Origin of the sequence: Schleiferia thermophila (assembly GCF_003337435.1) — a bacterium.
Taxonomy (GTDB): Bacteria; Bacteroidota; Bacteroidia; order Flavobacteriales; family Schleiferiaceae; genus Schleiferia; species Schleiferia thermophila.
Window position 1 is genome coordinate 677,581 of sequence record NZ_QPJS01000001.1, and the last position, 23,799, is coordinate 701,379.

Annotated in this window: 16 protein-coding genes; 9 read left to right on the forward strand and 7 right to left on the reverse strand. The window is 41.8% G+C overall.

What is annotated here, in order from left to right; genetic code table 11:
• The first annotated feature begins 13 nt into the window (after window positions 1–13).
• Window positions 14–2,914, forward strand: a complete 2,901-nt coding sequence (locus tag DES35_RS02915) for a chemotaxis protein CheB (RefSeq protein WP_037356940.1) — start codon at window positions 14–16, stop codon at window positions 2,912–2,914.
• Window positions 2,895–6,404 (forward strand): PAS domain S-box protein, encoded by a 3,510-nt coding sequence (locus DES35_RS02920; RefSeq protein WP_170125678.1) that lies wholly within the window; start codon window positions 2,895–2,897, stop codon window positions 6,402–6,404. Before DES35_RS02915 ends, DES35_RS02920 begins: the two co-directional genes overlap by 20 nt.
• Here the strand turns inward: DES35_RS02920 and DES35_RS02925 are convergent.
• A complete protein-coding gene (locus DES35_RS02925; protein WP_037355893.1) occupies window positions 6,393–6,956 on the reverse strand; it encodes a MarC family protein in 564 nt (187 codons plus the stop codon). The genes DES35_RS02920 and DES35_RS02925 overlap by 12 nt on opposite strands.
• Window positions 6,957–7,024: 68 nt before the next feature.
• On the opposite strand from DES35_RS02925, the gene DES35_RS02930 reads away from it, so the two are divergent.
• Window positions 7,025–8,386: a PAS domain-containing protein gene (locus DES35_RS02930; RefSeq protein ID WP_114365737.1), complete on the forward strand. Its 1,362-nt coding sequence runs from the start codon at window positions 7,025–7,027 to the stop codon at window positions 8,384–8,386.
• Window positions 8,387–8,609: 223 nt separating this feature from the next.
• On the opposite strand, the gene argS is transcribed toward DES35_RS02930, so the two are convergent.
• From argS to DES35_RS02945, 3 genes are read right to left on the reverse strand one after another with little or no spacing between them, the layout of a single operon-like run.
• Window positions 8,610–10,382: an arginine--tRNA ligase gene (argS, locus tag DES35_RS02935; protein ID WP_114365738.1), complete on the reverse strand. Its 1,773-nt coding sequence runs from the start codon at window positions 10,380–10,382 to the stop codon at window positions 8,610–8,612.
• A gap of 1 nt (window position 10,383) precedes the next feature.
• Window positions 10,384–11,334, reverse strand: coding sequence for an arginase (locus DES35_RS02940; RefSeq protein WP_037355903.1), 951 nt, complete (start codon window positions 11,332–11,334; stop codon window positions 10,384–10,386).
• 5 nt (window positions 11,335–11,339) lie between these two features.
• Window positions 11,340–12,497: a 5-(carboxyamino)imidazole ribonucleotide synthase gene (locus DES35_RS02945; RefSeq protein ID WP_037355906.1), complete on the reverse strand. Its 1,158-nt coding sequence runs from the start codon at window positions 12,495–12,497 to the stop codon at window positions 11,340–11,342.
• Window positions 12,498–12,731: 234 nt separating this feature from the next.
• Between DES35_RS02945 and pdhA the strand changes: the two genes are divergently transcribed.
• Window positions 12,732–13,730, forward strand: a complete 999-nt coding sequence (gene pdhA / locus DES35_RS02950; RefSeq protein WP_037355908.1) for a pyruvate dehydrogenase (acetyl-transferring) E1 component subunit alpha — start codon at window positions 12,732–12,734, stop codon at window positions 13,728–13,730.
• A 12-nt stretch (window positions 13,731–13,742) separates the two neighbouring features.
• Entirely contained in the window at window positions 13,743–15,053 is a 1,311-nt protein-coding gene (locus DES35_RS02955) for a pyruvate dehydrogenase complex dihydrolipoamide acetyltransferase (protein WP_037355910.1), read from the forward strand.
• Window positions 15,054–15,261: 208 nt separating this feature from the next.
• On the opposite strand, the gene DES35_RS02960 is transcribed toward DES35_RS02955, so the two are convergent.
• Window positions 15,262–17,061 carry an acyl-CoA dehydrogenase family protein gene (locus DES35_RS02960; RefSeq protein ID WP_037355912.1) on the reverse strand — a complete coding sequence of 600 codons (1,800 nt, stop codon included), beginning with the start codon at window positions 17,059–17,061 and terminating at the stop codon, window positions 15,262–15,264.
• Between the two features lie 250 nt (window positions 17,062–17,311).
• Between DES35_RS02960 and DES35_RS02965 the strand changes: the two genes are divergently transcribed.
• Together DES35_RS02965 and DES35_RS02970 are read left to right on the forward strand one after the other, a co-directional pair.
• Entirely contained in the window at window positions 17,312–18,085 is a 774-nt protein-coding gene (locus DES35_RS02965) for a S1/P1 nuclease (protein ID WP_037355914.1), read from the forward strand.
• Between the two features lie 246 nt (window positions 18,086–18,331).
• Window positions 18,332–18,664, forward strand: coding sequence for a hypothetical protein (locus tag DES35_RS02970; protein ID WP_114365739.1), 333 nt, complete (start codon window positions 18,332–18,334; stop codon window positions 18,662–18,664).
• A gap of 45 nt (window positions 18,665–18,709) precedes the next feature.
• On the opposite strand, the gene DES35_RS02975 is transcribed toward DES35_RS02970, so the two are convergent.
• Together DES35_RS02975 and DES35_RS02980 are read right to left on the reverse strand one after the other, a co-directional pair.
• Complete coding sequence (locus tag DES35_RS02975) at window positions 18,710–19,501, reverse strand: DUF3050 domain-containing protein (protein ID WP_037355916.1); 792 nt, start codon at window positions 19,499–19,501, stop codon at window positions 18,710–18,712.
• Window positions 19,502–19,612: 111 nt separating this feature from the next.
• The gene (locus DES35_RS02980) at window positions 19,613–21,358 is read right to left on the reverse strand and encodes a DUF6029 family protein (protein ID WP_114365740.1); all 1,746 of its coding nucleotides are present in this window, start codon (window positions 21,356–21,358) and stop codon (window positions 19,613–19,615) included.
• A 176-nt stretch (window positions 21,359–21,534) separates the two neighbouring features.
• Here DES35_RS02980 and ffh point away from each other — a divergent pair, with 176 nt between their 5' ends.
• Together ffh and DES35_RS02990 are read left to right on the forward strand one after the other, a co-directional pair.
• Window positions 21,535–22,863, forward strand: a complete 1,329-nt coding sequence (gene ffh, locus DES35_RS02985; protein ID WP_037355918.1) for a signal recognition particle protein — start codon at window positions 21,535–21,537, stop codon at window positions 22,861–22,863.
• A gap of 14 nt (window positions 22,864–22,877) precedes the next feature.
• On the forward strand, window positions 22,878–23,756 hold the full coding sequence (locus tag DES35_RS02990; protein ID WP_037355920.1) for a bifunctional 5,10-methylenetetrahydrofolate dehydrogenase/5,10-methenyltetrahydrofolate cyclohydrolase: 879 nt from the start codon (window positions 22,878–22,880) through the stop codon (window positions 23,754–23,756).
• Window positions 23,757–23,799 lie beyond the last annotated feature (43 nt).

The window sequence follows — 23,799 nt, forward strand, 5'->3', positions numbered from 1 at the left end:
CAACAACATGAAAGTGAGAAATGGTAAGTCCAAATCAGAATCTGAATATGTAGTAGGCATCGGGGCATCAGCAGGAGGATTGGAAGCACTTCAGGAATTTTTCAAAAATGCGCCGGCCAATACCGGACTTGCCTATGTAGTTGTACAGCATTTATCACCCGATTACAAAAGCCTAATGAACGAGCTTTTGGCGCGTTTTACCAGCATCCCCATTCAAATCATTGAGGATGGAATGCTGATTGAGCCCAACCACATTTATTTAATCCCTCCAAAGAAAAATCTTTCGGTTTTCCACGGCAGACTCCTGCTCGAAGATCAGAGGCAAAACAAAGGTATCAATTTGCCAATAGATATTTTTTTTAGATCATTGGCCGTAGACTACGGTAAAAAAGCTATAGGCATCATACTATCCGGCACCGGAAGCGATGGTACCCTTGGCATTAAAGCGATTAAGGAAGCAGGGGGTATGGTCATCGTTCAGGACGAAAAAACTGCCAAATTCGACGGAATGCCCAAATCCTCAATTGCTACCGGAGTGGTAGACTACATTTTGCCACCGGCAAAGATGCCAGATGCCATCATCAACTATATAAAGCATCCTTTTATCGAAAACAAAAATGGGATAGAAGAAATCCTGAATCAAAATATTGATCAGCTGGTCAAAATCATGCACATACTCCGCGATTACAGTGGAATTGATTTCAGCTACTACAAAGAAAACACCATAATCCGTCGGCTTGAACGTCGCATGTCCATCAACCGACTCAACTCACTGGATGAATATATTTTACTACTCTCTTCGGACGACCGGGAAAAAGATGTACTCTACCGCGAATTTTTGATCGGAGTCACCAGATTTTTCAGAGATGAGGGAGCCTTTGAGTTTTTCAAAGACCATGTGATTCCAGAGCTTCTTAGCAAGGAGAGGAAAATCTTGCGTGTTTGGTCAGTGGGATGCTCTACGGGAGAGGAGGTTTATTCGGTCGCCTTATTGATCCGAGATTTTATTGACACTTTCAATCTTACAACTGAAGTTAAAATCTTTGCTACCGACATAGATAAGACCGCCATCGAAATAGCAGGGCAGGGTGTCTATGCCGAAAGTGTTATCAGCGATATAGATCCTATATTGGTATCCAAATATTTTATCAAAAAAGAAAATACTTACCAGATTTCCGAATCCATTCGGAAGATGGTCATTTTCGCCACCCACAATGTCTTGAAAGATCCGCCATTTTCAAAAATAAATCTGATTATATGCCGCAACTTATTTATATATCTCAAACCTGACAGTCAATACCGAGTGCTCAATATGTTCTACATGTCACTTGCACAAAAGGGCATCCTCTTTTTGGGCACTAGCGAAACCCTAGGAGATCTAAACGAAGCCTTTGAACCTATCAATGTCAAATTCAAAATTTTCAGAAAAAAAGAAGGATACCAGCCCTTGCTGATCCCAGAGACCAATCTGATGTATCAAAATACCAGAAATTTCACCCTCGAACCGCGTACCGGATTACTCAAAGAAGTAAAGCGCCAGTCAGAGCTCACCGAGAAAATTATCAGTGCTATATTACCACCTTCTATAGTCATCAACAATAAATTTCAGATCTTGCATGTCATCAACGACATCAATCCATTTGTCTCCATACAATCCGGCAGGTTTAATCAAAACCTCACCAACATCATTCATCAGGATCTTCAGATCGTCGTAAACAACATCATACGCCGGCTCAAAGATGTCGGCGAATCCGTAGCTTTCGAAAACATCAAATTTGAAAATCTATCCATCACTTACGACGTTCAGGGGACCAAAATCGCAGAAAGCGAGGCAGAAACCATTTATCTCATCAGTTTTTACAAGAGAAAAAGCAAGAAATCCGCTGAAAAAGAAGAAATCCTTACACTGGAAGACCACTACCACGATCGCGTGAAAGAGCTGGAGTACGAACTGCAATTTGTAAAAGAAAGCCTCCAGGCTACGGTAGAAGAATTGGAGACCTCCAATGAAGAACTACAATCGTCCAATGAAGAGTTGATAGCGGCTAATGAAGAGCTGCAAAGCACCAACGAAGAGTTGCAAAGCGTGAACGAAGAGCTCTACACCGTAAACAGCGAATTTCAAATAAAAATCGATGAACTTACACAACTGAACAACGATATTACCAATCTGCTCAACAACACCGGCATAGCAGCTCTCTACCTGGATCGTAAAATGTGCATCCGAAAAATTACCCCATCGTTTAGCGAACTGAGCCATGTGATGGATTTTGACATCGGTCGCCCGATTCAGCACTTCTCAAATTCCATATTATATCCTGATTTTCTGGAAGATATCAAATCAGTGCAGAAAAATCTCCAAATTATTGAAAAGGAAATAGAAGTTAACCAGCATGTATATCTGCTGCGAATAGCTCCCTATCGCACTGATTTTCAGGCTGTAGATGGTATACTGGTCACCCTTACCAATCTAAAGAACATTTACGAGCAGAAAAAAGCCCTGAATCAAGCCACCCAAAGATTGCAGATGGCTCTGGAAATGGGCAACATGGCCTGGTGGGAATGGGATGTAAAAACAGGACAGGTGACAATGCACGAAAAAAAAGCCACCATGATTGGCTACTCCCTTAGTGAATTTCCTAAAGATGTGTACGAAATCTGTCAACTCATCCACCCAGAGGACTATGAACACACTATGCAGGTAATGCGCGACCACCTGGAAGGTAAAATACCCATGTGGGACACCGTTTACCGCATTCGTTGCAAAGATGGGAGCTATAAAATCTATCACGATCGAGGCGGAGTGGTCGCCCGCGATGACCTAGGAAATCCTCTGAAACTAGTCGGAATCGTGATGGATGTATCAGATCACATGATGATGCATGCAGTACCCGATGAAAAAAGAGGATATTAAAAAAAAAATAGAGGAATTTCTCAACAATGGGGAAAATACCGAAAGTCAGATCGAAAACCTGGCCGAAAACATACTTATATTTAAAAAAGAACTCGAATACCAAAATGAAGAACTCCTGCGAATCAACAACCAGCTGGAGCGAAAGAATCAATTTATTGAAACTCTCTTTCACTCCATTCCCGAGCCAATCGTTTTGATTGACCAAAACTTTAGGGTTATAAAATACAATAATTGTGCACTTCTTCAATTTTTTTTTTCCGAAAAAACAAGTGACGATTTCAGAAAATGGATAGATCCATCCAGCCAGGATGCCTTTTACAAACTCGTTACCGGCAGACTTTCAGAAAGTGTGTTGACCACCGTATATCAGAGAAAATATTTGTCGCGAATCAATAATATAGAACTTGACGAATCTTCTGCATTTATCCTCTACCTGTCTGATATTACAGAAATCGAAAAAACAAAACAAATACTGGCAATCGAAAATCAAATCAATCAAATCATCATTGAATACCTAAACGTAGAGGTAAATGAGAATACGGATCTGCAACAAGTGTTCACCAGAGTATTGAGCAGCATTTGTAAAGTCATCAGCGCAGAAGCCATTGTCTGGAAACAGGATGATATCCTTTTCAGCAGCGCTGAAAACACACAGTATCACAGTGAATTATTAGAAAAATGTGTAAATTTTTTTTTATCAAATAATGAATCATCTTTACATACCTTAAGTGTCCAAAAGAAATTGATGGATGAGGCAAAAAAGAGCAATGTATTCATCTATCACTCTACGGAAGAAGATTTAAAAAAATACAAAGGTTCTCTCCTATTACTTTCTAAAGAACAAATAGACATTCAAATCTTTCAACTTATATCACTAGAAGTATCTAATCTTTTTCATCGTTTTAAGGGTGAAATTGAAATTAGAAACAGCGAAAGAAAATTCAGAAAACTGGCAGAAAATACAGCAGATGGCCTGGCAATCATTAAAAATAATTCACTAGTTTATGCCAACGACAATTATTTTAAAATAACCGGAGTACCTCGATACGACAAACGGTATCAAAATCTTAGTGAAATATTCAATTATATTCACCCTGAGGACAGAGAGTCAGTTCAAAGTACATTCTTCAGAAACACACAAAACAAAATCAATTCTTTTGAGTATGAATTCAGAATACTAAATGCATCTGGTGAATACATCTGGCAATTTGATAAAGTAACCGTAGATTATCATCCTGATGGTAGCTATACTTTATACATAATTTCGGTAAACATCGATCAAAAGAAAAAGCAGCTCCAATGGCTGGCTATGCTGGAAAAAGCTATTCAGCAGAGTCCAGCCTCTATAGTAATGACAGATCCAGAAGGAAATATTCAATATGTAAACCAAGCGTTTACAGAAATTACAGGCTATACACATGAGGATATTCTCGGAAAAAATCCGCGAATTCTAAAATCCGGATTGGTATCTGAGGAGACCTATAAAGAATTGTGGAATACGATCATATCCGGTAAAACCTGGAGAGGGGAATTTATAAACCGAAGAAAAAACGGTACTTTGTATTACGAAAGTGCTCACATATCTCCGGTGATAATAGAAGAAAAAATCGCCGGATTTATCGCGATAAAAAATGATATCACGGAACTTAAGGAAATAAACAAAAAATTAGAACTGCTTTCACTGGTAGCTTCTCATACTCAAAATATGGTCATCATAACCGATCACAACGGATATACCATTTGGGTCAATCGAAGCTTCGAAAAATTTACGGGGTATACCCTGGATGAGATGATTGGAAAAAAGCCTGGAGATGTGCTGCAAGGAAAAGAAACAAGTAAAAAACATATCAATGAAATGTCTAATAAACTTCAAGAATTAAAGCCATTTACCCAGGAGATACTCAATTACACTAAAAGTGGAAAACCTTATTGGGTAGAGCTAAACATTACTCCGATTTTTGACAGTTCAGGGCGACATACGATGTATATATCCGTAGAAAATGATATCACCCATAAAATAGAACAGGAACAGAAACTACGCGAAAGTGAACGAAAAAACAGAGCAATTCTCAATGCAATTCCTGATTTGATTTTTATCATTGACAGAGAGCTTCGATATATTGATTATCATGCCTTTGAGCCTGGTCAATTGCTGATGCCTCCTTCGAGATTTCTGGGTAGAACTGTACCAGATGTAATGCCAGAAAATTCCGGAAAAATCATAGTAGATAACATTAAACAAACATTCCGTACTGCAGAGCTGAGTGAATTTATTTTTGAAATAGATGTTGGAAATCGAAGACGGTTTTACGAAGCCCGATGTGTAATGAAAGATTTCAACTCGGTATTGCTACTGATTCGAGATATAACGAAAAGCAAGGAAATTGAATTTCAGTTGAAAAACGAACAGCATTTGCTGAAAACCGTAATCGACAATCTTCCCAATACAATTTATCTCAAAGACAAAGAGTTAAAAAAAATACTTGTTAACAAAGCAGAGATCCTATATCTTGGAAAAACCTCGGAAGAAGAAGTTATCGGTCGTACTGATTTCGAATTTTACGATCGTAAAGTTGCTTTAGGAATTTACAAAGAAGATATCGAAGTATTAAAAAAAGGGAAACCTTTAATTAATAAGATCATCGAATACACCAATCACTTAGGTGACAGGAAATTTATGATGATATCCAAATTTCCTTACAGGGATGTTAGTGAAAACATTATTGGAATTTTAGGGATTGGAATCGATATTACCGAACTTAAGAAAAAGGAAGAAGAACTTCAAAATACAATTGCCATTATCACAGATCAAAACGAGCGCCTGAGGAGTTTTACCTATATAGTAAGTCACAACATCAGAGCCTATGCCGCTAATATCGATGGTCTGGTGGAGCTTATCAATAGTGAGCTCACGCCCGCCAGCGAGAAAAATCAGATGCTGAATCTGTTACAGGTGGCTTCAGCCAATCTGATGGAAACCATCAAAACACTCAACGAATCACTTGCTGCAGAAAAAAAAGGAAAAGAAAATATACAAAAAGTCAATATTTGTGAAGTGCTTGAAAAAGTACTTAAAGTTGTTAAAAAAGATATAGAATCCAACGATATTTTAATCATAAATGAAATATCCAAAGAACAAAACGTGGACTTTAATCCGGCTTTTTTCGAAAGCGTAATACTAAACCTTACGACCAATGCTATACGGTATCGTAGAAAAGATGTAAAAAGCTATATTAAATATGAGTATAAAGAAGAAAATGGCATAAAACAATTAGAAATTTCTGATAATGGATTGGGTATAGACCTTGATAAATACGGACATAAAATGTTTCGCATGTTTGAAACATTTCACATGCATCCGGAATCTAAGGGATTGGGATTATTTCTCACAAAGGCTCATATTGAAGCGATGGGGGGTAAAATTGAGGTAGAAAGCAGGGTAAATGAAGGCACTACCTTCAGAATTATTTTCAATCCTTTAAAACAGTAGTTTGATGTTTTGTGTAAAGAGCCTAATGGAAATCGCCAGGAGTACAATGCCAAAAGATTTTCTCAATATTCCAAGGCCGCTGTTTCCAAAGAGTTTCTCCAGTCTTTCCGTGTTCTTCAGCACGATGTAAACCAACAAAGAGTTGACTAAAATTCCGGCTAAAATGATGGTATATTCATACTCTGCCCGAAGAGAAATAATTGTGGTGAGCGTACCGGCACCAGCAATAAGTGGAAAAGCAATTGGGATTATTGAGGCTGTATCCGGGTTTTCTTCTTTGTAAATCCTGATGCCCAAAATCATCTCTATTGCCAGAAAAAACAAAACCAAAGAACCAGCTACAGCAAAACTGTTTACATCCACACCTAGCAACCCCAGAAGCTTTTCACCTGTAAAAAGAAATACAACCATAATCACCAGGGCAACGAGAGTTGCCTTTTTCGATTGCACATGCCCGACCTTTTGTCTTAATGAGATAATTAAGGGTATAGAACCCAAAATATCTATTACGGCAAAAAGCACCATGGTTACAGTAATAAAATCGTTGAACATATAAAAAATTTTTCCTGCAAAGTAGGTGTATATACTTTTGAGTATTGGTAAAGCAATTGATAAATTAAATGATCGTCAGCGTTAACAGTGAATCCTCTGTCGAAGTGCCTGATTATTTGCACTGCAGCAAAGAGTTTCCCGTGTTGATTACAGATTTGAAAGGGATCATCCGGTATATCAATCGAGGGTATTCAATTCTATACGGATATTCACCAGAGGAGGTACTTGGACACTCAGCCGAGGAACAGGTAATGAATTTCGATTTTGATAAAATGCATTATACTGTAAATCAATGTCTTAATCAGATTGGAATACCCCAAAAAGTATTGCTGAGAAAGCCTTGTAAATACGGCAAAGGCGTACACTTCACAGAGTGGGAGTTTACCGCCATACCTGACACTACCTGTAAGGTAGCGGCCATTTTTTGCCTGGGTAAGATCGTAACGCCGTTGTACACCGGTGAATCCGACCAGATTAAAGAAGAATTCCTGACCGTCATTGACCAATTATCATCCGAAGCCTGGGCCTTTTACGATTGTCAACTGAAACTAAGGCTGGCCAATCGGAAGGCGGTTCAAATCGTAAAAGAGGAGTTCGGACGAGAGCCTCTTCCTGGAGATGACGCGATGCTGTACACAGGAGGAGATCATGCAGGACTGATGCGCGATGCCTACAGCAGGGCTTTAAAAGGGGAAACCATTCAGTATGAGCTAACTTCACCAAATGGGAGATCGTACATTCTTACCATCAAACCCGTTTATTCAAAAAAAAGTGCATTGCTGGGGGTAGTCCATTACATGGTAGACATAACCCAGGTAGTTCAAAACAAAAAACAACTTAATACCTTGTCGACACGTTACAAAACCCTGCTGGATCAGCTAAGTGGCTTGGTGCTCATCATCGAACAGGATGGACAAATCAGCTTTGTATCCGAAAATGTGCAATCTTTGTCAGGGTTTAGTAAAGAGCAGGTGATTGGTAAAAATTTCTTGCAATTTGTACACCAGGATGATTGGGAATTAAGTCAAACATTTTTCAAAGAAGTTTTTTCGTCCCAAAAGCCCAACACTTTGGCTATTCGCACCCTAAATTCAGACCAAACCTACAATTGGACATTGGTAAAGGTAGGTATTTTTGAAGAGGATGGCCAAAGCCGTCTGCTCGTATTATTGATCAATATAGAGGAAACCAAACAAAAGGAAGCATTAATCGAGGATTTTCACGAGACCTTCAGGCGAATTGCTTTTTTACAATCCCATGTGGTCAGGGCTCCGTTGGCCAGGCTCCTTGGTCTGACCCAAGCACTTGAAAACTGCATGATAGACAATCGCGATGAGCTGGAGAAATTTATCCAATACATAAAGGAGGCAGCCTTTGAGTTGGACGGTGTGATTCATCAAATCGTAAAGATGACCACACATAAAGATTAAAATTGTATCCTCAAGTCTTGGTCCACACCTTTCTGTACCAACGACCAATCCAGTTGAGAAAGTGAAAATGAGAATTCATGTTTGCAAACCTAAAACAAGGGAAATAATAAAGCCTATCTCATACTTCAAAGTTTCATTTTTCTATGAGAGATATGTACGCTTGTAATTGCCGTATCTTATGAGCTTCAAAAAAAAAATTCAGACAAATGCGTCAGAATCTGTATTACATCCGGCCGGGAGCGGATATACCCAACAAGTGAAGGCCATCGTAAAGCACCTGTTTAGTACAGTGGCTCAGAAGAATTCTCAATTGTTTTTTCTCATGACTTTCAGCGGTCAGGATGCTATACTTTTGATACATGGCATTGTAATTTCTAGCCAGTTCAAAGAGATAGTTGGCCAACTCAGAAGGATTATATTCAGCAGCTGCCCGATGAACGGTGTCGTTATAATCCAAAAGCGTTTTCAGAAGTTGAGATTCCTCAGCATACAGCTCTTTGGGCAATGCCTTCAGATCAGGTGTTGAAGCTTTTTGAAGCAGACTGTTGATACGGGCGTGGGTATATTGAATAAAGGGACCTGTATGTCCGTTGAAATCAATAGATTCTTCGGGATTGAAAATCATTTTCTTTTTCGGATCCACTTTAAGGATAAAATATTTTAAGGCTCCCAATCCTATGATATGGTAAAGCTCCAGTTTTTCTTCATCTGAAAGTCCTTCTGCTTTGCCCAGGCTGGAGGTAAGGTCAGCACTGGTCTTAATCATTTCATCGATCAGATCATCGGCGTCTACTACAGTACCTTCCCGGCTTTTCATTCGTCCGTGAGGAAGTTCTACCATACCGTAGCTAAGGTGATACAATTGGTCTGCCCATGGAAATCCTAGTTTTTTCAATATCAAAAAGAGCACTTTAAAGTGGTAGTCTTGCTCATTGGCTACGGTGTAAATAAGTTTATGAATGGGAAACTCTTCAAATCGGGCAATTGCGGTTCCAATATCCTGGGTTATGTACACCGATGTGCCGTCGCGTCGGAGCAGCAGTTTCTGATCGAGTCCTTCTGAAGTGAGATCCACCCATATTGATCCATCTTCCTTTTGGAAGAATATACCTTCATGCAAACCCTTCAATATCACGTCTTTTCCTAGTCTGTAGGTATCGCTTTCATAGTAATTTTTGTCGAAGCTGACTCCAAGCTTTTGGTATGTCTGGTCAAAACCTTCGTACACCCATTCGTTCATTTGCTTCCACAGTGCCATAGTGTCAGGGTCTCCCTGTTCCCATAGCCTTAGCATTTCCCTGGCTTCCAGCATGATAGGGGCGTTTTCTTTGGCATCTTCCTCTTTTACACCCCTGGCCATAAGCTGCTGTACTTGTCTTTTGTACTCTTTTTCAAACAATACGTAGTAATCGCCCACGAAGTGGTCTCCTTTTACGCCTTTGAACTGGGGTGTGGCACCGTTGGCAAATTTTTTCCATGCAACCATCGACTTACAGATATGAATACCACGGTCGTTAATGATTTGGACCCTGTATACTTTATGGCCGATGGCTTCATAAAGTTTTGATACCGACCAACCGAGCAGGCAGTTTCGAATATGTCCCAGGTGAAGCGGTTTGTTGGTATTGGGAGACGAATATTCCACCATTATTGCACCTGCATCGGAAACGGGGGTTATCCATTGACCTGATCGATAGTGCTCAGTGAGTTTTTTCAGATAGAGCTCTTTTTTCAGGCATATGTTTAGAAAACCTTTAATTACATTGAACTTTTCTACCAGGTCAGGAGCTGATTCCATGAGCATTTCGCCGAGTTCGCGACCGAGAATTTCCGGATTTTTTCCAGTAATTTTTACCAGTGGAAACACCGTAAAGGTCAGGTCACCTTCAAAATCCTTACGGGTAGGTTGAAGGTCAATCTGTTTGATATTTATGTTAAGGCGCTTATTAAGCAGATGGAGTAGTGTCTGTGCCAGCGTGTATTTCAGGTCATTCATGTCAGTTATTAGATTTTAATACATCCACTACAGTATTGAGTATGCGAAAGGCAGCTTCGCCCATGGCATTGCCTTTATCGTCGAGAACAGGATTGATTTCTGTAAATTCAAGGCATACTACCCTGGGGTCTTCCAGAAGGCGCACAATGATAGCTGTGGCCTCTTCTTCAAAAAGTCCGCCGGGCACGGGTGTACCTGTGCCACGTGATACCGAGGGGTCCATGCTGTCTACATCAAATGAGATGTAGATGATGTCGCAATCTTTCAGGTAATTAAGTGCTTTTTCCGCAGTTTTTACAGGGCCTATTTCCCTTACTTCCTGCACGCGGATTACAGGCACTTTATTTCGGAGGATCAAGTAATCTTCGGGCATTTCGGTGCTTCTGAGCGCTATAAAGACCAGGTCGCTGTATTGAATCCGTGGTGATTGGCCCTTGAGCTGATTCCAATACTGAAGGGTGGTTTCGGGCACTTTTTTGAGTTTGCAGTCCAGATTGTCTTCACTCAAAGCGGTGGCCAGGGGCATGCCGTGTACATTGCCGGAAGGAGATGTATAGGGCGAATGCAGGTCGGCGTGCGCATCAATCCAGATGACACCTAATCTTTTGTTAGGATAAGCTGTTTTGATGCCGGCAATTGTTCCACCGGCATTGCTGTGGTCGCCTGATATTACAATTGGAAAATAGCCATGGTCGAGTACTTCATCGATGCTTTCCTCTATTCGCTTGTACATCTGTACAATACCGTCCAGACGCTTGGCGTAAGGGGTTGCGTCTTCTTCAAAAAGCATGTTGTTGAGGTGCTTGACCTCATCCACTTTATATTTTTTAAAAAATTTAGGGTTGAGCTTAAAAGAGGCTATACGCATGGCATCAAGTCCGAGACTGGCTCCTCTTGTTCCTGCCCCTAGCTCGCTCATTACGCTGATAAGACGAATTTTTCTTTTGGCCATAAAAATTATTGAGAAATAACCTTAATCATTTTTTTTATCTCTACGGCTTTCTCCAAAACCAATTCCAGAGTCTTGTCTATAGTGGTTATATGACCCATCTTCCGATGTGGTCGTGTCACAGATTTGCCGTAGAGGTGCAGCCAGGTATTGGGTATGCTGAGTACTTCATCGGCGCCTTCATACTTTACGGGTCCTATGTATCCGGGTGCGCCAGTCAGATTGATCATGCAAGCAGGTGAAATCAGGTGGCTTGCTCCGAGAGGCAGTCCTGCGATGGCTCTGAGATGTTGCTCAAACTGGGAGGAGGGGGTAGCTTCTATGGTAAGGTGGCCGGAATTGTGAACTCTTGGCGCAGCTTCATTGATGTATACCTCATCTGAAGCTGTGATAAAAAATTCTATAGCCAGGGTACCTACCAAAGAAAGCTTTTCTGCTAATTCGGTAGCAATATTTATGCACTTGAGCTGTAGACCAAAGTCAATATGCGATGGAGTAAAAACCATTTCCACAAAATGAGCTTCCGGATGAAAAGACATTTCAACCAGGGGCTGGCAGACCAATTCGCCGATTTCATTTCTGTGAACAATTACTGCTACCTCGGTTTTGAGCTCTATATGGCTTTCAAGGATGCAAGGAATATCCGGAAGCTTTGATAGATCCCCGGAACTGCTTAGCTTGATCACTCCTCGCCCGTCGTATCCTCCGATGGCTGCCTTCCAAACAAGCGGAAAGGAAAGTTTGCCGGAATCGTTCAGAGCCATAACGTCGCTGATACGCTCACAAATAGTAAACGGTGCAGTAGGGAACTGATTTTTCTGGTAAAATTTCTTTTGTTCTTGTTTATTTTTAAACAATTCTACAAGACCGGGTTGTGGATATACTTTTATGCCTTTGCTCGCTAGTTGAAGAAGGGCATCGGTATTTACGTCTTCAATTTCAATAGTAATCACGCTACAGTCCTTACCAAAATCCATTACCGTGTCAAAATCTCTGAAATCACCCGGACAAAATTCTTTGACAACATGGGCTGCGGGTGCATCAGCCGAAGGATCCAGTACTTTTAGCGAAAAATCCCACTGTGCTGCCTTAAGTGCCAACATTTTTCCAAGCTGACCACCTCCTAAAATTCCAATTTTACGATTTGAAGAAAAAAAAGAATCCATTGATATGGTTTATAAATCTGTGGAGTTTTTACGGGAATTCTGCCTTATGAAAATTCCGGCCCAAAGGTAAGCAAAGGCAGATCAGATCAGTAAAATCTTTAAAAACGCGACGGCCGAATGCTCAAACCAATAGTTGATAACTGAGTGTAAAAAGAACACATACCTTTTCTTCAGCTAAAAAAGACCTTTAAAAATTGGCAGGTCTACCTATTTTTGCCCGGTAAAGGAACCAACATGCCGAAAAAACCAATCACCAAGGAAGTTTACCTCAAATGGTATGAAGATATGCTGCTTTGGCGCAAGTTTGAAGACAAGGCTGCAGCATTATACATTCAACAGAAAATCAGAGGATTTTTACATCTATACAACGGTCAAGAAGCTGTATTGGCCGGTTGTCTATACGCATTGGAACCTGGCGACAGAATGATATCCGGATATCGTTGTCACGTACAGCCTATAGGTTTGGGACTTCATCCAAAATTCGTAATGGCGGAGCTGCTTGGCAAAAAGACCGGATGCTCCAAAGGAAACGGGGGATCCATGCATATGTTTTCTAAAGAGCACAACTATTTTGGAGGTCACGGTATAGTCGGAGGTCAGATTCCTTTAGGGGCAGGCATCGCTTTTGCCGACAAATACCTAAACCGACCCCATGTCACACTTACCTTTATGGGCGATGGTGCCGTGCGGCAGGGTTCGCTTCATGAAACCCTGAACATGGCCATGATGTGGAAACTTCCTGTGGTTTTTATCGTCGAAAACAACGGCTATGCCATGGGAACTTCAGTAGAGCGGTCAGCCAATCACACTGAAATCTGGAAACTCGGCCTCGGCTATGAAATGCCCTGCTGGCAAGTCAACGGTATGAATCCCGTAGATGTGTATGAAGGAGTGTGGGAAGCAATCGACAACGCCCGCGCTGGTAAAGGTCCATCCTTTATCGAAATCAAAACTTACCGATTTAAAGGCCACTCAATGAGCGATGCTCAGCATTACCGTACAAAAGAAGAAGTAGCCGAATACATGAAAGTAGACCCCCTAACGCAGGTACTCAATGTGATAAAAGAAAACCATTGGGCTACAGATCCTGAAATTGAGGCTATTGAAGAGCGTGTGAAAAATCTCATCAATGAATGCGTGGAATTTGCAGAAAACAGCCCGTTTCCAGAGCCCGGACAGCTCTATGAAGATGTATATGTACAGAAAGACTATCCGTTTATCAACATATTTTAAGATAAAAGACTTATGGCAGAAATTGTAACCATGCCCAGGCTCAGCGATACCATGACGGAGGGTACCGTGGCCAAATGGCATAAAAAAGAAGGCGATAAGGTAAAGGAAGGCGATCTGCTGGCTGAAATCGAAACCGATAAGGCTACAATGGAATTTGAGTCCTTCCAGGAAGGAGTATTGCTTTACATTGGAGTCAATGAAGGCGAAACAGCTCCGGTAGATAGCATTTTGGCTATATTGGGAGAGGAAGGTGAGGATATTTCAGCTCTTATCGATGGGAAATCTTCTGATCAACCGGTAGAGAGTAAAGACACAGAAAAGAAAGCTTCTGATGAGAAATCGCCTCAGAACCTAGCCAGTAAATCAGAAAAGGAAGATCCATCTGAAGAAGACACAGAGGAAATTGAGACAGAAGGTAAAAGAATTAAAATATCCCCTCTGGCCCGAAGATTGGCTAAAGAGAAAGGAATCGATATTAATCAGTTGAAAGGCACTGGTGAAGGCGGCAGAATAATCAAAAGAGACATAGAAAACTTCAAGCCTGAAGAAGCTCCAAAACAAGCAGCTGCAGAGGAGTCAAAAGCAGAAGCACCGGCTCCCTCTTATCCGAAAGAAACCACTTATACACCGGGACCATCCGGAGCACCATATACGGAAGAACCAATTTCTCAAATGCGGAAAACTATAGCCCGCAGGCTGGCCGAAAGCAAGTTTTCGGCTCCACACTTCTACCTCACCATCGAAATTGATATGGACAAGGCCATGGAGGTACGAAGAATGCTCAATGAAATTTCCGAAACCAAAATATCATTCAATGATCTGGTAATCAAAGCAGCAGCTCTTGCCCTCAGAAAACATCCGAAAATCAATGCCTCCTGGTTAGGTGAAAAAATCCGTTACAACCACGATATTAACATTGGTGTGGCCGTAGCTGTGGAAGAAGGGCTACTGGTACCCGTCGTTCGCCATGCCGACCGAAAAGGTCTGAGCACCATAGCGGCTGAAATAAAAGAATATGCCCAAAAAGCTAAAAACAAAAAATTACAACCATCTGATTGGGAGGGCAATACTTTTACCATTTCCAACCTTGGCATGTTTGGTATCGACGAGTTTACAGCCATCATCAACCCACCGGATGCTTGTATCATGGCAGTGGGTGGAATCCGCCAAGTTCCTGTTGTTAAAAATGGTGAAATTGTGCCGGGCCATGTGATGAAAGTGACACTAAGTTGTGATCACAGAGCAGTTGATGGTGCTACTGGTGCAGCATTTTTGCAAACGTTCAAATCGCTACTGGAAGATCCTATGAAAATGATGCTGTAGCCAGAAAAATCTATACGTAGGTACAAAGCCCCGGAGATTACCGGGGCTTTTTTCTTCACTGGCTTTCAAAATCAAGTACTTACGGTCAAATAAAAACATCGGTTTTTACCTCAGGAATGCACGCAACTCAGCATAATTCTAAAGAAAAAACCGGAGGTTGACCTCCGGTGTCTCAAGGAACATTTTATTCATTTCTCAACAATCGGTATTAAAAGCAATACCTTCCTTCTTCAATGAGTTTTGAAGCAATGTGTCTTCTGATATTTTTTGGATTTACAGGCTGCTGGTATTTCGTAAAACGTTTCAGACCCATCAACAATATGCGCTGCTCATCGCCTTCAGTAAAGCTGTAAATAGCCTCTCTGGCAGCTTTTTGCACTTTTTCCACAGCTAGAAATGTGTAAAGCTGCGCCATAAGGATCTGATATCGGGCAGCATCTTCACCATTGCGATGCAGGGTTTTCAACGCGCGCAATACGGTTGATTCCGCTACGTAAGTTTCTATTAATATATCCGCTGCATTGATCAGGATTTCCTGCTGGTCTTCTATCTGCATTCCAAACTTTTCAACTGCCTTGCCGGCTACCATAAGAAAGGCCTTTTTTAAGTTGTCTATGATTTCCATTTCCTGAGTGAGGGGCTTACTATAATCAGGAGCATCAAACGATGGAATTGCCATTAATTCAGAGGCCACCTTCATGGCTGGTGTCATAAGGTCAAGCTGGCCTTTTATAGCTTTTTTCAGCAGCATGCCTACCGAAAGCATGCGGTTGATTTCGTTAGTACCTTCATAGATACGGGCAATTCGGATATCTCTGTATGCTGCTTCCATTGGAGTATCGGCACTGTACCCCATACCACCGTATATCTGCAGACCTTCATCTGCTACGAAGGACCCGGTTTCAGAACCGTGAACTTTTAACAGTGCGCATTCAATAGCAAATTCTTCTACCCCTTTCAGTTTTGCTTCCTGGGGATTCATACCAGAAGCTTCAAGTCTGGCGATGTTTTCTTCAATATCCTGACCAGCGCGATATGTGGCCGATTCGCTGGCAAACGTCCGTGTAGCCATATCGGCTAACTTCTGTTGAATAGCCCCAAAACTCGAGATGGGCACGCCAAACTGTACTCGTTCATTGGCATATTTTACCGCTAAGGTAGTAACGCGTCTGCAGGAATCCAATACGGCAGCTGCCAGCTTAATGCGCCCGACATTTAGTGCATTCATGGCTATTTTAAAACCACCTCCACGTTCACCAAGCATGTTTTCTGCTGGTATTTTACAATCGTTGAAAAAAACCTGACGGGTAGAGGATGCTCTGATGCCGAGTTTGTTTTCTTCTTCACCAAAGCTCATCCCCGGTGTGCCGCGCTCCACAATAAAACCAGTGATATACTTGTCGTCTTCAATTCTAGCAAATACGATAAATAAGTCAGCAAAGCCAGCGTTGGAGATCCACATTTTCTGTCCGGTTATGCTCCATGTGTTGTCCGTCTTATTCCATACGGCCTTAGTTTTACCCGAATTGGCATCTGACCCGGCTCCCGGCTCAGTCAGACAATACGCACCCATCCATTCGCCGGTGGCCAGTTTTGGTAGATACTTTTTTTTCTGTTCTTCCGTGCCGTACAGCAATATCGGAAGGGTGCCAATACCGGTATGTGCTCCGTAGGCTGTGGAGAGTGAACCGGAGATTCCAGATATCCTGTCACATACCAGCATCGAGGTATTGAAGCCCATGCCAAGTCCGCCATATTCCTCAGGAACTGAAATTCCGAGCATACCCAGCTCTCCGAGTTTTTTCATGATCTGCAGGGTAAAATCGTAATCTTTTTCCTCAAACTTATGTCGTTGTGGTGCTACTTCCTTTTCAATGAATTCTGTGCAGGCATTGGCCATCATCAGTTGCTCTTCTGTAAAATCTTCAGGGGTAAATATTTCTTCCCAGGATTGCGAGCGAATTACAAATTCACCTCCCTTTATTGGATTTTTTACGAGTGTTTCCATGATTTTAAGATTTAATTGCGTCAAATATACTAAAAAAAGTTATGCATGCATAGTAATTTTTTAAATTTTCCGCTGCCTTAGTAGGTCATTTAGAAAAATATTCTGGACAATGTTGAGACCATTCAGGTTACTGTCCCGCAAATTTCATTTAATCTCGCATAAAGATAGGGTATACGTATTTTTTAATATTTTCAAACTTGGCTGGTTTCTATTTTTGACCACCTTTAAATGGTAATTCGGTGTGCATTGTATGAAAAAAAATATTTGGTATTTACTGCTGTTGGTTCTTTATTCTTTTAGCAATCAATTGTTTGGATGGGGTCAGACCGGCCATAGAATCACCGGGGCTATAGCTGAAAAATACCTCACCTCCAAGGCACGCCGGAATATTCAAAAACTCATAGGCAAAGAATCTCTTGCCATGGTAAGTACTTGGATGGACGAAATCAGGAGCGAACCCGCCTACAACCATACGCATGATTGGCATTGGGTGACGATACCCGATGGTATGACCTACGAACAATCCGAAAAAAATCCAAACGGCGATATCATTGAAGCCATTCAAAGGCTTTCCAATGTACTGAAGAACAAAAGTGAGACCGACTCTGCCAGGCGCGATGCCTTGAAAATGCTCGTGCATCTGGTAGGCGATATTCATCAACCCCTCCATGTAGGCCGAGGCGACGATCGGGGAGGTAATGACGTAAAAGTCCGTTGGTTCGGTCAGAATTCCAATCTGCACAGAGTGTGGGACAGCGATATGATCGAAGCATACAAACTTTCGTATACTGAATATGCTGATTATATCCTTAGAAAATACAGCAAGCAGGCCAACAGTTGGAAGTCAACCAACCCTCTTCAGTGGGCCTATGAATCAATGCAACCCAGAGAACAAATCTACGATTTTGATCCCAAAAAATCCCTGGGATTTGAATACCATTACAAAATGCGTGACCTGTATGAGATGCGCCTGATGCAGGCTGGTGTAAGGATTGCAGCCCTTCTCAATGAAATATTCTCGTGAATGTAATCGTTTTTTCGGGCTTTTATTCTGATAATTATTATTTTTTGAGTTGATAAGGCTCAGCCTTAGTTTGGTAAATCTTTTTTTTTTCACGTTGTCATTTCAGTCTTTTAGGAACTGAAGGATAAATCTAGAAATTTCACAAAAAAAATAAACCATTTAGTGAAATTTCGCTAACAATAAAATTTCGATTAATGCTATGTTTGCAACGGGAAAACTAACCATATAACCTCAAAACCAATCCTCATGAAAACAATTCTGAGCCAACGTTCTGTCCAGTTTCTCAACAAGAGCATCGCCAGTCAGGCCTCACAGTACAACTCACCCTTGACCTTAGCTGTACAGCAGCTGAGTATGGGCAACTACTCGCCCCTGGAAAATTATCTGAAAGAGAAGTTGTTACTTATAGACGACCCGGATATGCGTGCGCAGGTAATCGACAATTTTTTTTCAAAAGTGAAACAACTTATACAATCTCTCCGTCATAATGCTGCTTTAGAACACGACCTCTATGAGATTGAAAAAATGGAAAAAGCAGAGGTCTACCTTCCCATTCTTATGAAAAAATTCAGGAGATGACTGCAGATTGATTTCTAAAAGGTCCCCTTACTTTAAGGGGATTTTTTATATTTCTACTTCTCTGGATGTGGATATCTGCTTCAGTATTGCATCCCAAAGCAGCTTTCGCATTTCCAGAGCTTTTGTTGCAGCCTCCAGTGCTTCCTCCCATTTTATTTGGTTAGTACCACACAGGCCGGCGACCATTTCCAGAGCCAGATGGCTATGATGCTCCCCATCGACCTGTATATGCCGCTCAATGTAATATTTGAATGCACTGATCCTCTCCGGAAACTCCCGGTGAAGTTGGTCAATAATGGAGAGAAACATGTCCGGAATTAAATCCTCTCTACCGAAAGTGAATACGGCTGCGATCTGATGTAATTTATTACTTTGTATGATTTGAAAAGTAAAATTTAAAAATTCGATTACTCCTCTTGGTACTTCCGTTAGGCGGATGGCTGTACCTACATCACCGGTTGCTTGTAAGTGTTTAATAAATTGTCTGATGGAGGCAGTATTGGCTCCTGCACGTTCCATAGCGTCAAGGTACATTTCAAAATGACTGCTTCTCCTGCTCTCATAGTCCAAGTCCGATTCTTCACCGATAACTATTTCATTGATCAGATAGCGAATATTTGCGTCACCTACCGGTAGCCATGGCACCGTTGTACACGTCAGTTGGTTTTGTAAGGATTTGAGTAGCGACATAAAATCCCACACCGCATACACGTGATGTTCCATAAAAGTGTATATGTGCTCCATGGAGTGGATTTTGGCATATACCGGATGCTCAATGATCTGCCTGCGAAGTGGTTGGATAATTTTTTTAATGTGTTCGATCTGGCCTGAATTCATACTGTTTTAATTTTCAACAAAAAAAAACATCATCTGTACGGGCTTGTTTGCATCAACGGCAGACGCAGGACGGGATTACCAAAAATTTAGGATTTCTTCGGATTGGGCAGATCAGAAGTTGGTAGTTATAGTCATGGTAATGCCATTGGATGGAGGAACCACTCTGCAGATTCCCCCTACGCAGAAGATGCCCCGCATTTGCCGTCCATAATTGAGCTGAAATCTGGTGGTATTTAGTGTGTACCCCATCGAGCCCAGTGTATAATGAAGTCGTTCTTCGGGATTTGGATTACCGTAGTTCCACGAATTTTGAACTGCCAAAAACCAGTGTGGTGATACACTGTATTCAGCCAATACCATCAGCCAGTCACCCCTGTCTTGTTTGGTAAACATCCCTTGTATTTCGGAACGAAGGCTGTGACGGGGTCTGAATTTGTAGAGCATTTCTATCACAAAGGCATTGATAAATATCAGATTTTGGTAACCCCTCTGGATAATTTCCGCATCTGTGATCCCTTTTTCCAGCACTTCCTGGTTATAGGTAAAATTGTAATACGTAAAAGTGGATTTCAGATTTCTGTTGATGGTTTTTCTGATTTCGATGTTCAGGTCTTTAAAATAAGTCACAGGTCCCCTTTGCCAGGGATTGGAAGTATAACCTTTGGTGCCTGCCCATGTGCAATCGATTATCTCCTCCGGATTTATCTGGCTGTAAATGGGTCTTTTGTCCACAAATTGACGGTCGATGGACGATATATCTGAGTAATTGACTGCTACGGTAGTTCCATATTTTCCGCCGAGAGGTGTGCCTTTTTTAAAAGTATACGACACCTCCAGTTGTATGCCCATCTCACCATTGGGTTGTACAGCATTGGGATATAAAGCTGGCAAGGTGTAGGTGTGCAGTTTGGTGGTGGGGGGAAGAAAGTTGATCTGAGCATCAATCAATGAAGCATTGCGATCCGAACGAAAACTCATGTTGTCAATACGCTTTGCTGTGGCCATTGCACTAAAGCCTTTGGAAGCATAAGTGAGCGTAGTCAAAAATCCCGTACCGTGTCTAAAGATAAAACCGTTGTCAAATGAAGGGTCATTGATTTTGTAAACGAATTCGCTACTGAGACCAAAATTTCCCCGTTGAATAAACATTCTCCATGCTGAGGATCCTACGTTTTCGGGTAGGTTGAGTACCGGATCGACTGCCCGCTGATACTTACTGACGAAGGAGGCTCCCAATGTGATGCTCCAAGGGGAATTTTCAATACGTGAAACATTTTCATTGAGCACCCACTCTACATCCAGTCCTCTCACAATGCCGGGAGCTTTAGCAAAATAAAGTCTTTGTCTGCCAATCACACCCTTCAGATATAATCCCTTAGCAGGTCGGTAGCGCAGTCGTATGCCGTCCATCGCATTGTCGAGTCCCAATCCGCGTTCTTCAAAGGACCGGAATATCATCCCGCTGCCAAATTGCTCATAATAATTTCCTACGGTGACATCCAGTCCATCTTTTTCAAATCTGAGAAAGCGAAAAGGAATACCTTCTCCTCTGAAACCTTCAGGGAGCCCTAGCAAATTGTTTTGATAATTTTCATAACGCAAACCAGCAGAAAAACTGCCCTGAGTATAGATGAAGTTGGCAAAACCAGCTGCCAACAAGCGCTCTCTTGGAAAAAATTCACCCGTAGGATCGATGGCCTCATCTCTGAAATAGTATTGCACATCGGTCTGAAAATTTCCGTGAAGTTCGCCTTTTGGGGGATCATTTTGTGCAATTAGCCTAAGATTAACGAAACACAGGTATAAAAATATGGTGTAGCCGTTTTTCAATTCAGATAGTTTTATCAGCACAAACATAAGTGGTTAGCTTTAAACTAAAAGCGGGTACTCTTCCGGGCTTTGCATTATAAACTGTCCTCAGCAGATGGAAACTGCTTCTAAAAGTATATACAAAAGCGTGTAAGGTGTTGCATGTATTAAACCACCTCCATATAAATAGCGATCAATACCTTTGCAGCCCAAAAAATCCGAAAATGTTTGAGAATCTTTCAGACAAAATTGATAAAGCTCTGCACATACTCAAAGGTCATGGAAAAATCACAGAAGTCAATGTCGCAGATACCTTGAAAGAAGTCCGCAGAGCCTTGCTCGATGCTGATGTCAACTTCAAGATCGCAAAAGAGTTTACCAATTCTGTTAAAGAAAAAGCCCTTGGACAGAAGGTACTTACCTCTCTGCAACCCGGGCAACTTCTTGTCAAAATTATGCGCGATGAAATGGCCGCGCTGATGGGAAGTAAGGCAGCTGATATCAGTTTACAAGGCAATCCAGCTGTTGTACTAATTGCAGGCCTTCAAGGTAGTGGTAAGACTACCTTTTCGGCCAAATTGGCCAATTTTCTGAAGCGAAAAAAAGGCCGCAATCCAATGCTTGTGGCAGCTGACGTGTATCGACCAGCAGCCATTGACCAGCTTAAAGTATTGGGCGAACAAATTCAGGTTCCGGTTTTTGCCATCGAGGGCAATAAAAATCCAGTAGAAATCGCCCAAAAAGGTATAGAACATGCAAAAACTCTAGGCCACAATGTGGTAATTGTGGATACAGCCGGCCGTCTGTCAGTGGACCAGGAAATGATGGATGAAATTGCACGGATACACAGGGCAGTGAAACCATCGGAAACCCTCTTTGTGGTCGATGCTATGACAGGTCAGGATGCGGTCAATACAGCCAAAGCCTTCAATGAGGTACTCGATTTTGACGGAGTTGTTCTGACGAAACTCGATGGCGACACCCGTGGCGGGGCAGCCCTCACCATAAAAGCCACTGTAAACAAACCCATTAAATTTGTGGGTACAGGCGAAAAAATGGATGCAATTGACATCTTTCATCCTGACCGTATGGCCGATCGCATTTTGGGAATGGGTGATGTAGTGTCGCTGGTAGAAAGAGCCCAGGAACAGTACAATGAGGAAGAAGCACGAAGACTCAACAAAAAAATTGCGACCAATAAGTTTGACTTCGAGGACTTTTTCAGCCAGATTCAGCAAATAAAGAAAATGGGCAATGTAAAAGACCTCATGGGTATGCTTCCAGGTATGAATAAAGTAATGAAAAATATTGACATCGACGAAAATGCTTTTAAACACATCGAGGCCATCATCCAGTCCATGACTCCTCAGGAGCGCAGAAATCCGGAAATTCTCAATGGCTCACGGAAAAAGCGAATTGCCATGGGTAGTGGACGCGACATTTCAGAAGTAAATAAGCTCATTAAACAATTTGAAGATATGAAGAAAGTAATGAAAATCATGCAGTCAGGGGGTCCCAGAGGATTGACCGGGCTGATGCGTGGAATGCGTTAAAAATTCAATGGTCCATGATTTTACTCGATGGCATAAAAACCTCTCAGGAACTTCGTACCGAAATCGCAACGGAAGTAAACAATATCGTTCAAAATGGAGGAAAAAGACCACATTTGGCTGCTGTTTTAGTTGGCAATAATGGTGCTTCAGTTACCTATGTAAATGCCAAAATCAAGGCTTGTGAAGAAGTAGGTTTTACCTCTACTTTGATTAAGCTTTCGGATACTATTTCAGAATCAGAACTACTCCTCGAGGTTGAAAAACTAAACAGTGACCCAGAGATTGACGGGTTTATTGTACAACTTCCCCTCCCGTTGCAGATCGACGAAAAAAAAATAATCCTCTCCATCAGGCCAGAAAAAGATGTGGATGGTTTCCATCCGGAAAATGTCGGTCGAATGGCTCTTGGTATGCCCTGTTTTATACCCGCTACACCAGCCGGTATCATAGAGCTGCTGGACCGTTACAATATCGAAACTGGAGGAAAACACTGCGTAGTTTTGGGTAGAAGCCATATAGTAGGCCAACCCATTTCCTTGCTAATGGCCAGAAATACATATCCGGGCAACAGCACAGTGACCCTTTGCCACAGCCATACGCGGCACCTCAGTGAAATCGTCCGCACGGCTGATATTCTGATTGCTGCTGTCGGACGGCCAAATTTTGTAACTGCTGATATGGTAAAAGAAGGCGTAGTCGTGATTGACGTGGGCATTACAAGGGTGGTAGATAAAACCAAGAAATCAGGATATCGAATTGTTGGCGATGTAGATTTTGACAGCGTCAGCCAAAAGGCTGCCTTTATCACTCCCGTGCCTGGTGGGGTCGGACCCATGACCATCGTTTCCCTGCTCAAAAATACTCTTAAAGCCGCCAGAGGAAAAAAAGCCTGACTCCGGCACATCAAACCAGGTCATTTAGTAAAAAATTGTTTTT

What these genes read in the sequence shown, in the direction of transcription:
- DES35_RS02920 (WP_170125678.1), top strand. Translation starts at nt 2,895, where the DNA reads ATGAAAAAAGAGGATATTAAAAAAAAAATAGAGGAATTTCTCAACAAT.
- DES35_RS02925 (WP_037355893.1), bottom strand. Translation starts at nt 6,956, where the DNA reads ATGTTCAACGATTTTATTACTGTAACCATGGTGCTTTTTGCCGTAATA.
- DES35_RS02930 (WP_114365737.1), top strand. Translation starts at nt 7,025, where the DNA reads ATGATCGTCAGCGTTAACAGTGAATCCTCTGTCGAAGTGCCTGATTAT.
- argS (WP_114365738.1), bottom strand. Translation starts at nt 10,382, where the DNA reads ATGAATGACCTGAAATACACGCTGGCACAGACACTACTCCATCTGCTT.
- DES35_RS02940 (WP_037355903.1), bottom strand. Translation starts at nt 11,334, where the DNA reads ATGGCCAAAAGAAAAATTCGTCTTATCAGCGTAATGAGCGAGCTAGGG.
- DES35_RS02945 (WP_037355906.1), bottom strand. Translation starts at nt 12,497, where the DNA reads ATGGATTCTTTTTTTTCTTCAAATCGTAAAATTGGAATTTTAGGAGGT.
- pdhA (WP_037355908.1), top strand. Translation starts at nt 12,732, where the DNA reads ATGCCGAAAAAACCAATCACCAAGGAAGTTTACCTCAAATGGTATGAA.
- DES35_RS02955 (WP_037355910.1), top strand. Translation starts at nt 13,743, where the DNA reads ATGGCAGAAATTGTAACCATGCCCAGGCTCAGCGATACCATGACGGAG.
- DES35_RS02960 (WP_037355912.1), bottom strand. Translation starts at nt 17,061, where the DNA reads ATGGAAACACTCGTAAAAAATCCAATAAAGGGAGGTGAATTTGTAATT.
- DES35_RS02965 (WP_037355914.1), top strand. Translation starts at nt 17,312, where the DNA reads ATGAAAAAAAATATTTGGTATTTACTGCTGTTGGTTCTTTATTCTTTT.
- DES35_RS02970 (WP_114365739.1), top strand. Translation starts at nt 18,332, where the DNA reads ATGAAAACAATTCTGAGCCAACGTTCTGTCCAGTTTCTCAACAAGAGC.
- DES35_RS02975 (WP_037355916.1), bottom strand. Translation starts at nt 19,501, where the DNA reads ATGAATTCAGGCCAGATCGAACACATTAAAAAAATTATCCAACCACTT.
- DES35_RS02980 (WP_114365740.1), bottom strand. Translation starts at nt 21,358, where the DNA reads ATGTTTGTGCTGATAAAACTATCTGAATTGAAAAACGGCTACACCATA.
- ffh (WP_037355918.1), top strand. Translation starts at nt 21,535, where the DNA reads ATGTTTGAGAATCTTTCAGACAAAATTGATAAAGCTCTGCACATACTC.
- DES35_RS02990 (WP_037355920.1), top strand. Translation starts at nt 22,878, where the DNA reads ATGATTTTACTCGATGGCATAAAAACCTCTCAGGAACTTCGTACCGAA.